This is a genomic window from Novosphingobium rosa NBRC 15208 (assembly GCF_001598555.1).
GTDB classification, from domain to species: Bacteria; Pseudomonadota; Alphaproteobacteria; order Sphingomonadales; family Sphingomonadaceae; genus Novosphingobium; species Novosphingobium rosa.
Map to the genome: position 1 here is coordinate 1 of NZ_BCZE01000124.1, position 13,383 is coordinate 13,383.

Below are 13,383 nucleotides of genomic sequence, written 5' to 3' on the forward strand. Positions count from 1 at the left end.
GACTGAGAGACCCCGTCAGCGCAAGGCAGCGATGGCCGAATGCCGGGCGCGTGAAAGCGCTTCAGTGGAAATCATGGCTGCGAACGGGCAGAATATCGTCCTGCTTTCCGTCGGTTCGGAAAGCAGGCGCAGCCAGCACGCGACCCTTGGGAAAACCGGGGTCGCGGGGATCGGGGCCGCCGCCATGGGCTGCGCCATCGCCGCGCCCGTGTAGCAGGTTCAAATCCTGCCGCCCGATCGAGCGAAGCATGGGGTCGAGGTTGATGATCCGGTCGGCGATCACATGGATGATCTCGCCTTCCTTCTGGAGCCGACCCCGCACCGCGATCATCGAAGCTGACATGATCTGCCGCCGATAGGCCTCGAACTTGTCGGCCACAGGATGGCATTGGCCACACCCGTCTCGTCCTCAATGGTGACGAAGAGCACGCCCTTGGCGCTGCCGGACCAGCACGATGCCGGCCACCTCGAGATTGCGCCCGTCACGCTGGTTTAGGAGATCGCCGCAGGCTACGATCTTCATGCCCGCCAACTCCTCTCGCAGGAAACTCACCGGATGGGCACGCAGGGAGAGCTGGATCGAGCGGTAATCCTCGACCACCTCCCGCCCTTCGGTAAGCGGCAAGAGCGTCACGACCGGCTCGACACCCTCGGGTGAGAACTGCTCCTCTTTGGCATCCGCTGCTGCAAAGAGGGGCAAGGGGGCATCGCCTAGCCCCTTGACCTTCCACAAACCCTGCCGTCGATCCTGCGCGATGGCCGCGAAAGCATCGGCTTGGGCCAGCCGCTCGATCACCGCGCGGGGCACGCCCGCCCGCCGCCAGACCTCCTCCACGCTGCCATAGGGCTGGTCGCCCCGCGCCGCGACGATCCGTGCGCCGTGCAGGTTGGCCAGCCCACGCACCTGCCGGAAGCCGAGGCGCACCGCCAGATACTGGCGAGAGGTGTGTTCGAGCGTGCAGTCCCAATGGCTGTGGTTGATCGAAACCGGGCGTACTTCGACCCCGTGCTTCCTGGCATCCGCCACGATCTGGGCCGGAGCGTAGAAGCCCATCGGCTGCGCATTGAGCAGCGAGGCGCAGAAGACATCGGGATGATGATGCTTCATCCAGCAGGAAGCATAGGCGATCTTGGCGAAGCTGGCGGCATGGCTCTCGGGAAAGCCGTAGCTTCCGAAGCCCTCGATCTGCTTGAAGGTGCGCTCGGCGAAGTCCTGACTGTAGCCGCGCGCGACCATGCCGCCGACCAGCTTGTCATAGAAGTGGCTGACCCCGCCCGTCATCTTGAAGGTGGCCATGGCCCGGCGCAGCTGATCGGCCTCGACAGGGGTGAAGCCTGCCCCGACGATGGCGACCTTCATCGCCTGCTCCTGGAAGAGGGGCACGCCCAGCGTTTTCTCCAGCACGGCGCGCAGTTCCGGCTTCGGGTATTCGGGCTTCTCCCTGCCCTCCCGGCGGCGGAGATAGGGATGGACCATATCGCCCTGAATTGGGCCGGGCCGCACAATTGCGACCTCGATGACGAGGTCATAGAACTTGGCCGGTTTGTCGCCATCAATGTCTGGCAGACGGGAGATGCCGTGCTGCTGGAGGCAACGGTGCAGTGTTGAGCGCGTCAGATGCGGGATCGACGGCTGCAACGCGTACAGGCAGTCATCCAGCGGCAGAAGCCTGTGGCGCCGGAATGCGACAACCACCGTCTCCTCAGATTCTGTGAGTGTCGTGGAATGAGGGGCCTTCGGCCCGGTCTTCAAGTCCTCTACTGTTGCCCGCTTTCGCCACTTCGCAACCGTCTTGGGGTTGATGCCCAACTCCCGGCTCAGCGTCGCGAGCGAAGCTTGCGATCGCTGTATTGCTGCTCTGACGGCTTACGTGGTCGTGGCGCTCCCATAACGTACCTGTCCCATATGGCTTCCTTCCATTCCCACGAAAGGATCGCACCATCAAACCCTGGGATCAAACAGCTAGGCTTTGTGCTTACGCCAGATTGGGTTCCCCCCGGCGCCCGAGGAACATCAATACCGGGGGGAACTGGCAAAGCTCAGGCGCGCCCTTCGGCCAGATCCCGCGCACGGGCTTCGGGTGAGCGCTGCGCAGGAGCGCCATAGCCGCCCGCACCAGGCGTGATGATGCTGATGACATCACCCTTGTAGAGCACTCCGCTGCCGCTTTCGAAGCTGTCTGTGGCGCCCGAGAAATCGAAGCTTCCCGAGGCACCAGGCTGGCCGCCAGCGAGCCCCCAAGGCTGACTGATCTGACGCGAGCCATCGACCGACATGCGGCACTCATTTTCGGCGCGATAGACACGGCGCAGACCCATGCCACCGCGGAACTGACCGTCGCCGCCCGAGCCGTCCACCATTTCGTAGCGCAGCAGAGTGAGGGGATATTCTGTTTCCAGCGCCTCGGCAGGCAGGTTCGAGGTGTTGGTCATATGAACGTGGACGCCGCTCAGGCCATCCTTGTTGTAGCGCGCGCCAGCGCCACCGCCGATGGTTTCAAGATAGACCCACAGGCCACCGTCAGGCTTGGTGCCCACAAAGGTGGCCGAGGAGCAGGAACCATTTCCCGCTGCCGTCACTTTGTGCGGCACAGCCTGACCCAGCGCGCCGAACACGATGTCCGCCACCCGCTGGCAGGGAGCGATGCGGCCATTGACCGCAGCAGGCCAGACGCAGTTGAGGATCGATCCTTCGCGCGCATGGACCTTTAATGGGCGGGCCAAACCGGCATTGGGAAGGATGCTGGGATCTACCACGGACTTCACAGCGTAATAAACCGTGGCGAGCAACGCGGTCATCACCATGTTGATGCCGGCGCGCACCTGATCGGGCCCATCGAAAGTCAGGTCCATTTCGTCGCCCTTGACCACGATGGTGCAATCAAAGGTCATTTCGCCCTCGATCGAGGGGTTATCGAAGCGATCGCTGAACGTGTAGGTGCCGTCTGGGATGGCGGCGATACCTGCACGCATCTTGCGCTCGGCATAGTCCATGAGCTCTTCGCCGGCGGAGGTGACAACCGCGCGGCCATAGCGCGCGCACAGCGCCTGCATGCGTTCGACACCGAGGCGGTTGGCGGCGAATTGCGCGCGGAAGTCCGAGATGCGCTCCTTGGGCACCTGACAGTTGAGCAGGATCAGCTTTTGCAGATCCTCCTGCAGCACGCCGCGCCGATACATCTTGAGCGGCGGGATGCGAATACCCTCCTGATAGATATGGGCATGGCCGCGGTCTTCAAAATCAGCATGGTGAGCGGTGTTGACCGCCCAGCAGATCAGCGTGTCATCGACGAAGACAGGCTCAGCCACAACGATGTCGGGGAGGTGGGTTGCGCCGCCTTCATAGGCGTCGTTGGCAACGAAGATGTCACCGGGATGGATCTCGCTGGCCGGGTAAGCTTTCAGGATGTGGGGGATGATGCCCAGAAAGCTGCCCAGATGCATCGGGATATGGTCAGCCTGGCACAGGGCGCGACCATTGGCGTCGAACAGCGCCGTCGAACAGTCCCGGCGTTCCTTGATGTTGGCCGAGTGGCTGGCGCGCACCAGCGCCTCGCCCATCTCCTCGACGATCGACATCATCGCGCTGCCGATCACTTCCACCGTGATCGGATCGACGGCGACGCGGTTGATGGTATCCGTGGTCATGACAGGAACTCCAGGATCAGGTTGAGATGCGGTTCGACGGTGACCATCATATCGGGAAGGACGATCGTGGTGGTGTCCATCTGTTCGATGATGGCTGGACCGGCAATGCGGTTGCCGGGCTTCAGCTTAGCACGATCATAGATGGCGCAGGGGGTGAAGCCACCGGCCTCGGGCATCCACACGTCGCGCTGGCCGATCTTGGCCGACGAGGCATCGGGGCCAGCATCAGGGTGACGACGGAAGGCGGCCTTCGCAACCAGGCCCGTGGCGCCCACCCGGAATGTGACGAGCTGGATCGGGTCATGCTCGGCAATGAAGCCATAAAGCCTCCGATGCTCTTCCTCAAAGCGGGTGCGGATGCTGGCGATGGTTGCCACATTGACTGGCCCGGCGGGCACCTCGACCGCAATTTCGTAGTTCTGACCGGCATAGCGCACATCAACGGTGCGCTGGACCACCCGATCATCCTGCGGGATGGCCTCGGCGGTGAACCATTCCTGCGCGCGGGCTTCCAAACCTTCATAGGCGGTCGCCAACGTCGCCTGCGAGTCTGTCCCCAGCAGCGTCATGCTGGTGGTGGCGAAATCAGCACGCAGGTCAGTTTGCAGCAGGCCGGTGGCGCACATAATGCCTGGCGTCAGCGGCACAAGGATGCGGCGCATGTCGAGTTCACGCGCCAGACGAGCGGCGTGGAGCGGCCCGGCGCCGCCAAAAGCGGTCAGCGTGTAGTCGCGCGGATCATGTCCGCGCTGCACCGAGATCAGGCGGATGGCGCGGGCCATGTTGGCCACCACCACCGAGATGATGCCCTGCGCGGTGTCCATCACATCCATGCCGAGCTTGTCAGCCAGGCGGCCGATGGCGGCCTTGGCCTTGCCCTGGTCAATTTCCATGCGCCCGCCCAGAAGATGAGTGGGGTTGAGCGTCTGGAGCACGACATTGGCGTCAGTGACGGTGGGCTCTTCGTTGCCCTTGTCGTAACAGACGGGGCCGGGGAAGGCGCCAGCGCTGCGCGGGCCGACCTTGAGCAAGCCGCCGCTGTCCACCGCCGCGATCGAGCCGCCGCCTGCGCCCACCGTGTGGATGTCGAGCATCGGAGCCTTGATCGGGTAGCCATGGACGACGCTTTCGCCCACCAGTTTGCACTTGCCGCCCGAGAGCAGGGCAACGTCCGAGCTGGTGCCGCCCACGTCGAAGGTGATGAGTTCGGTGATGCCGGTCTGACGGGCCAGGTCCTGCGCCGCGACGACGCCAGTGCTTGGGCCCGACAGCACGGTACGGGTGGGGAATTTGGCCGCAGCCTCAATGCCAATCACGCCGCCGTTCGATTGGGTGAGGCGCGGTGCGACCTTGAGCCCCAGCTCGCGAACGCGGGTGGCGAGGCGGTTGATATAGCCCTGCATCACCGGGCCAAGGTAGGCGTTCACCGCGACGGTGGACATACGCTCATATTCGCGGAACTCAGGCGCGACCTCGTTCGACGTGCTGACAAATGCCTCGGGGAACTCTTCCTCGACGATCCGGCGTGCCGTCTCTTCGTGCTCTGGTCGCACGAAGCTGTAAAGGAAGCAGATGGCCACGGATTTGGCGCTGCCTTCGCGCAGGGCGCGGGCGGCCTCGCGCACGGCGGTTTCGTCGAGCACGGTCTCGACCGAACCGTCATGGTGGACGCGCTCGGGCACTTCGAGGCGAAGATCGCGCGCAACCAGCACCGGCTCCTTGTCGGCCTGGAGGTCATAGAGGTCGGGGCGCTTCTGGCGACCGATTTCCAGCAGATCGCGGAAGCCGTCAGAGGTGATGAGCCCGGTCTTCACGCCGCGATGCTGAATCAGCGCATTGGTGCCGACTGTGGTGCCGTGTCCGAAATAGCCCACGTCCTCGGCAGTGATGCCGACACGCTCCATGCCTTCGGCAATGCCCTGCGCGATGGCGCGCGACGGATCGTCGGGCGTGGAGGATACTTTCCAGATCTGAACCTGGCCATCCTCCTCGTTGAACAGGCACACGTCGGTGAAAGTACCACCGGAATCGATCCCGATACGCCAGACCATTTTTTGCCTTCCTCTAGTGATTATCGTGAAGCGGTCGCGCGAGCTGCCTGCGCGTCGCCAATCCATGGAGCTTCATGGCCAAAGCCGCCCTGCCATCCGCAGACTTGAGCAGCAAAGCCCGCTCCCCGTGTCATCGCTTCCTTCAATGTGCCGCCCGACAGCATGCTGGTCAGGAAGCCAGAAATGAAGCCGTCGCCAGCGCCGAGTGTATCGACCACCGCAGTTGGCACTGCAGGCTGGACCACGGTGCCATGGGCATCCATGCCCATGGCACCGTCGCTGCCGCGCGTCAGCACAACCGCCTGCGGTCCGAACCCGAGGCATTGTGTCGCAAGGTCCATCGCTTCCCGCTCCGTCAATTCCGAAGCCGAGAGGAACAGGAAACGCACAAAGGGAAGAACCCGTTGCAGATACTCCACCGTCCATCGGTTGGAGCCATCCAATGACAGCGATTGAGTGCTGGCAGCGATCTTGGGCAGGGCATCGCCCAGCTCGCTGTAGATGCTGGTATGGATGTGGTCGAATTTGGCCATATAAGCGAAATCCGCCTCTTCCCAGCGATAGTCGGCGCGCACGCCGGGGCTGCTGCTGATGAACTGGCGATCTCCGGCGACATGGCCGATGAAAGCGCGAGCGTTTGCGCCAGGACGGGTGCGGACTCGAGATATGTCGATCCCTTCTGCCGCAAGCGCGGTGCAGAGCAGGGTGCCGCCTTCATCGTCGCCGACACAGCCAAGATAGGCTGTAGTGGCGCCGAGTCTGGCGGTCATCGCCGCCACGTTCACCGCGTTGCCACCGGGGTATTGCACCCCGGCATCGACGTAGGTGTCGATCGTGTTGTCACCCAGGCCGAGAATACGGGTCATGGCGGCGTCTCCCTCTAAGTCCAATACGCCGATCAGTATTCCATCTTCCACATATAGCGGCGGGTCGAAAGCGGCTGACCGCGCAGATCCGAGAGATGCTCCGAAAAGCGCTTCAGGGCCGTCTGGACGATATGCGGCGCCAGCATCGGCCGGATTTCAGGATCAATGCCGGGCATGTCGAAGTCGCGCGAATCGAAAGTCATGATGCGACGGCCATGCTTTTCGCAGAAGCGCATCACACGTTCCATCAGCGGACGGCTCGGATCTTCACCAACGATCAGGATGAAGGGGGTCTTCTCATCGAGGATCTCGAAGGGGCCGTGGAAGAACTCGGCGGCCTCGATCGGGTAGCTGTGCAGCCACAGCATTTCCATCAGGATGCAGACGCCGAAGTTGTAGGCCGACATGAAGCCTGGGCCTGAGGCGACGTGATAGATTGTTTCGTCCTGATAATACTCTTTGGCCAATGCCAGGCCGCGCGCATCGCTGGACTCTGCGACTGCACCGACGACGGCGGGCAGGGCAGAGAGCGACGACAACAGCTTGTCGCCCAACGCCCAGCCATCGCGGCCCTTCATGACACCGCCGACAAGGGCCTGCATCACCATGAACAGAGAGATCAGCGATTCCGAATTGTCGCCCACGATGAAGGTCTTGGGGCTGGCCTTGGCCAGCGGGCTCTCTTCTTTCATCGTGAAGGACACCACCTTGCAGGGCTTGTCCTTCAGGAACTCGGCCGCAGCATTGGTTTCCGGCGTGGTGCCCGACTTGGACGAGAGCATGACCAGCGTGCGCTCATCGAGGCGGGGCGGGTTCATGGCCATGAACTCGGACGGGAAGTAGCGGCGCACTTCGATCGATGGGCTGTAATGCTCGATCCAGTAGCCGATGGCCTGCATCGCGCGGTTGCCCGAGCCATGAGCGACAAAATAGATGCGGTCGATTTCGCTGGCGAGCGATTCACCGAAAGCGAAGGCTTCCGGCAGCAGGGATACGGCTTGATCCAGGGTGTCGACCACTTGATCACGCGTCACGACGGAAGCCATGCATATTCTCCAGAATGTCGGTGGTGTGTGGGTGTTAAATTGGACTATACCAATGACACTTTCGGTGTCCACCAGTTTTGTGGCAATGGTATGAATAATTCTTGTCATGGTTGAGGCAGGATTTGTGGCATGATGCAAACCAAGTTTCGTGAAGGAGAAGTCCCTTGAGCCCCCCGAAGCAACCAGACGAGCCGCATGGCTCGGCCGGCCCGGCTTACAAGCAGATCCAGGCCTATATTCAGGAGCTTCTGGACAGTGCCGAATACAACCCCGGCGACCGTATCCCTTCTGAGCGGGCGTTGGCCGAGCAGCTGGGGCGCAACCGGATGACCGTCCGCAAGGCGATCGAAGGCTTGATCACGATGGGCCTGCTGGAGCGAAACAGCACCAGCGGCACCCGCATTCCCGTACCGCGCGTCACCCGCCCGATCGATTCATCCTTTGGTTCGCAGGGCATCCGGCGAATCATTCAGGCGGGCGGCGGAACCGCGGGCAACAAGCTGCTCCATTTCGAGCAGGCAAAGGCCTCGGCAAAGGTCGCGGAACGCCTGAAACTGGAGGTTGGCGCGGATATTGTGATGTTTCGGCGTCTGTGGACGGCCAGCGATATCCCTGTCTGCATCGAAACCAGCCACCTTCCGCTCGCGCTGGTGCCTGATCTCGCGGCGCAGGATTTGATGGGGGGCGAGTCGTTCTACAGCCTGCTCCACAATCGCTATGGAATCGGTGCTATGCGCGGCGATCGTGAAATCGGCGTCACCACCTGTAACGAGATGGAGGCCAGGCTGCTTGACCTGGGTGTGGGGACGGCCTGCCTTTCTTTGCAATTACAGGTGCATGACGAGGCCGGGCAGCCGATCGAATATATGCGCTCTGTGAACCACCCTAAGCTCGTGGTTTTCAAGACCGGCCAGATCGACCTGTCTACACCAGTGCAGGCTGAGAACGCTACGAGTCGAGAGGCTATTTCAGAATTTGGTTTGTCAGCTTTGGTTTAAGTCAATGCGTATACCAACGGCCAACCAAAATTCACGAAACTGAAAAATTATCTTGCCATTGGTATATTCCAAAATCATAGTACCTCCCGTCAGGTCCGCCATGCTGAGGCGGCGCTCTGGTACGATTAGGCCAGCCGACACCGCGGTTTATGCCCTTTGTCTCCCTCTTCGTTCCTGATCGCCTGTTGGCGGAATTGAAATTCAAGGGAGGGTTTCGATGAGCTTGGGATTTCGCACTCGATTGATGACCGCCACCGCGCTTGCTGCGGCCGGTCTTTTCGCTTCCCAGTCCGCCTTGGCGCAAAATGCGTCGGCGGCTGAAGGCGCAGGAACCGATAAGCCAAAGGCCAGCACGGCCGTTGCAGCTGAAGACATTCTGAAAGAGATCGTCGTGTCCGGCCGGCAGCGTCCGATCGCTGGCGGTCTGATGATCGTTCAGCGCCAGCCCGAAACCACAAACAGCATCAGCGCTGAAGCGATCAAGCAGAAGATGGGCATTGCTGGTCCGTACCAGTTGGTCGCGACCCTGCCTGGCGTCAACACTGGCCAGTCCGACCCTTATCAGATGAGCATTCGCTATGCCCTGCAACTTCGCGGGCTGCCGATGAACAAGATCGGTTGGGTGGTCGATGGCGTCAATGCGATGGACCGCGCCTACCTCCAGCCCTATTCTGAAACCTATGCTGACAACGAAAATCTGGCCGGTTTGACCATCCTGCCGGGTTCCACGCGCATCACCGATCCTGTCCAGACAGCGGTCGCCGGTGAGTTCAGCATGACCGTGCGCGATCCTGACGACAAGCCCGGCGCGCAGGCCTCTTATGGCTATGGCTCGTATAAGGGACAGCGGGTCTTCGCCGGGATCGACACCGGCCTGATCGGCAACACAGGCCTCAAGGCGTTCGGCTCGATCTCGTACACCCAGGCGGGCACGTTCGCACTTCCCTCGAACGCGATTGGCAAGCGCCTGCATGTCGATTTCAAGATCGCCAAGGATTGGGGCGAACTGGGCAAGAGCACTCTCTTCCTTTCCTATGGCGACTGGAGCGCGGTGCGTTCGCAAGCCTATTCACTGGCTCAGTACCGTGCCGATCAGAGGACGGGCGATTTCACTGCCGGCAATTACCTGTCTTCCTTCAACCCACAGAGCAACACCAACAATTACTGGAAGTATGCGGTTTACACCCGTCGCAACCTGCTGCTGGCCATGAACAATGAGCTGCACCCGACTGACAAGATCGAGTTGCACATCACGCCTTACTATCAGTGGATCTTCTCGAACAGCCCCGGTGAATCGTCGCTCAACCCGAACAGCGTCTATGCGGGCAGCCAGAAGCAGACCGTTAACACCACAGGCATGTTCCTCCTTCCCAACGGTAACATCCCGGTGAAGACAAACGTGCTGCAACGCCAGTTTGCGGCCGGTGTGAACTCCTCGGCGAAGGTCACGCTGACGCCGAGCAACAACATCACCTTTGGCTGGTGGTACGACCACTGGCAGATGACCCAGCTTAACAGCTTCTCGCCCATCGCGGCGGGCGGGGATGCACCGGACTGGGCCAGCACCATTCTTCGTTCGACCAGCGGACAGGCAATCTCCGGCGCCAATTACGCCTTCAACACCAACATCAACGCTTTGTCGGTCCAGGACGCGCAATCGTTCCTTGACGATAAGCTCAAGTTCGAGGTTGGCGTCAAATATTTCATCTATCGTCTCGGGGGCACGAACCTCCTGCCGGGCACGCAATCGGCGATGAATTTCCGTTTCGAGAAACTGCTGCCGCGCGCGACGGTCTCGTATGAGATCAACAACCGCATGCAGGTCTATGCCAACGTCGTGACTGAAGCGCGCACCAACGCGCCCATTACGACCTATCCGAACACATACAACGCCGCGACGGGCGCCATCTCTCAGCTTGGCAATCCCAATGCCCGCCCGGAAACCTCCGTGGGCGAGGAAATCGGCTATCGTTATCATGACAGCCTGCTGACCGCCGATGTTGCGCTTTTCAACAAGAAGCTGAACAACAACAGCGTCACCTCGCTGGCCTATCTTAACGGCGCGGGCGTCAACAGCGCCTACAACGCTGGCGGCCTGAAAATGCGCGGTGCTACCGCCGAACTGGCACTGAAGGCCTTCTGGGGCATCAGCCCCTATGTTAACGGCCAATATCTGTGGACTCAGAACACCAGCAACTTCCAGGTTGGTAATGACTATCTGCCCACCGCCGGCAAGGAAGGCGTCCAGGCGCCGAAGTGGACCGCCACTGCTGGGCTCGATTTCCACCACGGGCCCTTCTTCGGTAACATCATCTATAAGTACACCGGCTCGCAGTACACCACCTTCATGAATGACGAGAAGATGCCAGCCTTCAGCACGATTGATCTCGGCTTTGGCTATCACATTCCCGCAGGCTATGTCGGGAAGGAGCCGGTCATTCGTGTCTCGGTTACGAACCTTGCCAACAAGCCCTATCTGGGTGCCTCCTCTTCGGTCCAGCCCAATGCTGTGACGACGACGGGCATCAATGGCACGGTCATCGCGGGGGCCGCGCCGAGCTACTGGCTGTCCTCGCCTCGGGCTATCATGGGAACTTTCTCGACGAAGTTCTGACGACCCAACGGGGTGAGGGGGGGCCGTCATTCCTGCTGGAACAGGGATGACGGCCCTTTGGCCCATTCGGAGAGGATCGCTCGAGGCATCCGGTCAGGTGCTACGAGCACTGCATCTGTCAACGGTGGTTTTGCTAAGTGCCAGATCGTCCCGAGGCCGCCTAAGCCTAAGACATGACATATTTGGCGATACCGAGAACATTCCTGTGGAGGGCCCTTGGTCCATGTTGAATAATTCGAACGCCATTCCCTCCGAAACACAGGGCACTCATACCATCCGGCGCCCTCTGGTGGTCGCGGTTCTGGGTAACCTCGTTGAATGGTATGACGCCACGCTTTATGGCCTGCTCGCAGTATTTCTGGCTAAAGCATTCTTTTCCTTCAGTCACCCGGCCACGGCATTGCTCGCTACCTATGCCACGCTGATCACCTCTTACATTGTACGACCTGTGGCCGGGCTGATGCTCGGGCGCCTCGCGGATTTGCGAGGCCATCGCTTCGTGCTGATCCTGACGATCAACTTGATGAGTCTGGGCACCGTAGGGATTGGCCTACTGCCCACTTATGCTGCGATTGGCGTCTGGTCGCCGATCATGCTGGTGCTGTGCCGCACCTTGCAAGGAATTGGCGCCAGCGCGGAATATACGGTTGCCACCAGCTATGTGCTGGAACAGCAGCCAGGCGCTCGACCCAATTATCTCATCGGTTGGAGCATTGCCGCGACCAATCTGGGGCCGCTGCTCGCTTCGGTTGTCGCCATGGGTCTGACAACCTATTTCGGCGATCATTTTGCCGATTCCGAGGCCTGGCGCATCCCCTTCCTGCTCTCCGCGCCGCTCGGTCTGCTCGCCCTCTATCTTCGCCGACAGATGGTCGATGATGGCCAGCTCCATGCACCATCCGCTGCGGAGCGCAAGGCGGCGCGCGTGCCGTTGTTCACTGCCCTTCGTGGTCATTGGGGAACGGCGTTCCGCGTGATCGCTATGGGGGCGGGGCATCGGGTAGGCACCTTCTGCATCCAGGCCTACTTTGTGACGGCATTGATCCAGCAGGGTTTTGGTGCTTCGCTTTCGATGCTCGCCTCGATCTTGCTCTATCTCCTCGGCGCCCCCGCTGCCTTGCTGGGCGGCATTTTGTCAGACCGCTTTGGTGGCCGGCGTGTGTTGGTGAGCGGTTTCGTCATCTATGCGGCGCTCACCGTGCCGCTGTTCTCGGTGCTTGGAATCTCGGTCCCGCTCACGCTTTCGGCTCTGGTGATCTGTGCCATCATCAACAACATTGTGGCAGCGCCTTTGTCCAACGCCTATATCATGGCGTTCCCGCGTGCGGTGCGGGGGGCAGCTGCGGCACTCAATTTCAACTTGGGCACGGCGTTGATCGGCGCCACTGCGCCGCTGGTTGCGACCTGGCTTGAGGCGCGCACAGGATCTGAGATTGCCTTTGGCTGGTATATGACCGTTCTGTGTGCCGTTTCAGCGGTTACCTCTGCATTTGCTTATCCTAAGCGCCTTTTGGAACCGTCTGAGGATTAAAACATAAAGCTGTGGTGGGGCGGATTGGCCTGTGTGAACAAATCCTCGGCGAGATGCGTCCGCACGACATCTATGACATCGGTACGAACTCTCAAGATAACACACCGCAAGTCAAGCTAGGCTCAGAACCTATTGATTGGCGGGTGGCGATGTGATTCAGGGCTCCGCGAGGAGACTGAGTATGAGCGCCTGTATTGGCTGAAGGACGATCAGATGGAGCGTCTGTCACCGTATTTTCCCAAGAGCCATTGTAAGCCCTGGGTAGACGACCGGCGGGTGCTGAGCGAGATCATTTTCGTCAATCGGAGCGGGCTGCGCTGGCGTGATGCGCCGAGGGAATATGGTCCGCACAAGACCTTGTATAACCGCTGGAAGCGCTGGGGTGAGATGGGCGTGTTCACTCGGATGGTTTAGGAGTCGTGGTGACCGGAACAGCGGCTTCAAATTCGAAGGTCGGGAAAGCCGCCGTTTGTCGTCGCCAGAATGCCCTCCGCCGATTGGCTGTTGGAGGTGCGAACTTTTTCTACTGATCGACCCTCCAAGGTGAGCGATCCGCCCATCCCTTGATCGCAGCCGTGGCCCATGCCGGTGTCTTGTCCTTGTGGCAGGCACTGCAGGCATTCGGGATA

8 protein-coding genes and 3 pseudogenes are annotated in these 13,383 nt (G+C 60.8%); 4 read left to right on the plus strand and 7 right to left on the minus strand.

Annotation, left to right across the window (positions count from 1 at the left end):
* Window positions 1-61: 61 nt before the first annotated feature.
* The 6 genes and pseudogenes from SR3_RS32860 to SR3_RS28900 all read right to left on the minus strand — a co-directional run.
* A pseudogene (locus SR3_RS32860) lies at window positions 62-1,546 on the minus strand (helix-hairpin-helix domain-containing protein); the annotation flags it as partial.
* Window positions 1,535-1,852 (minus strand): annotated as a pseudogene (locus SR3_RS32865) (IS481 family transposase); the annotation flags it as partial. The pseudogenes SR3_RS32860 and SR3_RS32865, both read right to left, overlap by 12 nt.
* Window positions 1,853-2,040: 188 nt before the next feature.
* The gene (locus tag SR3_RS28885) at window positions 2,041-3,648 is read right to left on the minus strand and encodes a hydantoinase B/oxoprolinase family protein (RefSeq protein ID WP_068094429.1); all 1,608 of its coding nucleotides are present in this window, start codon (window positions 3,646-3,648) and stop codon (window positions 2,041-2,043) included.
* Window positions 3,645-5,699: a hydantoinase/oxoprolinase family protein gene (locus SR3_RS28890; protein ID WP_068094431.1), complete on the minus strand. Its 2,055-nt coding sequence runs from the start codon at window positions 5,697-5,699 to the stop codon at window positions 3,645-3,647. Before SR3_RS28890 ends, SR3_RS28885 begins: the two co-directional genes overlap by 4 nt.
* Window positions 5,700-5,719: 20 nt before the next feature.
* A complete protein-coding gene (locus tag SR3_RS28895) occupies window positions 5,720-6,565 on the minus strand; it encodes a PfkB family carbohydrate kinase (protein WP_068094437.1) in 846 nt (281 codons plus the stop codon).
* A gap of 32 nt (window positions 6,566-6,597) precedes the next feature.
* The gene (locus SR3_RS28900) at window positions 6,598-7,611 is read right to left on the minus strand and encodes an SIS domain-containing protein (protein WP_068094440.1); all 1,014 of its coding nucleotides are present in this window, start codon (window positions 7,609-7,611) and stop codon (window positions 6,598-6,600) included.
* Between the two features lie 164 nt (window positions 7,612-7,775).
* Here SR3_RS28900 and SR3_RS28905 point away from each other — a divergent pair, with 164 nt between their 5' ends.
* The 4 genes and pseudogenes from SR3_RS28905 to SR3_RS28920 all read left to right on the plus strand — a co-directional run.
* Window positions 7,776-8,609, plus strand: a complete 834-nt coding sequence (locus tag SR3_RS28905) for a GntR family transcriptional regulator (protein WP_068094443.1) — start codon at window positions 7,776-7,778, stop codon at window positions 8,607-8,609.
* 244 nt (window positions 8,610-8,853) lie between these two features.
* Window positions 8,854-11,223 (plus strand): TonB-dependent receptor, encoded by a 2,370-nt coding sequence (locus SR3_RS28910; RefSeq protein WP_068094448.1) that lies wholly within the window; start codon window positions 8,854-8,856, stop codon window positions 11,221-11,223.
* Between the two features lie 289 nt (window positions 11,224-11,512).
* On the plus strand, window positions 11,513-12,754 hold the full coding sequence (locus SR3_RS28915; protein ID WP_407668223.1) for an MFS transporter: 1,242 nt from the start codon (window positions 11,513-11,515) through the stop codon (window positions 12,752-12,754).
* A 189-nt stretch (window positions 12,755-12,943) separates the two neighbouring features.
* Window positions 12,944-13,165: pseudogene (locus SR3_RS28920) on the plus strand (transposase); the annotation flags it as partial.
* Between the two features lie 29 nt (window positions 13,166-13,194).
* On the opposite strand, the gene SR3_RS32295 reads toward SR3_RS28920, so the two are convergent.
* The coding region (locus SR3_RS32295; RefSeq protein WP_218018906.1) for a hypothetical protein at window positions 13,195-13,383 on the minus strand (189 nt) is incomplete at its 5' end.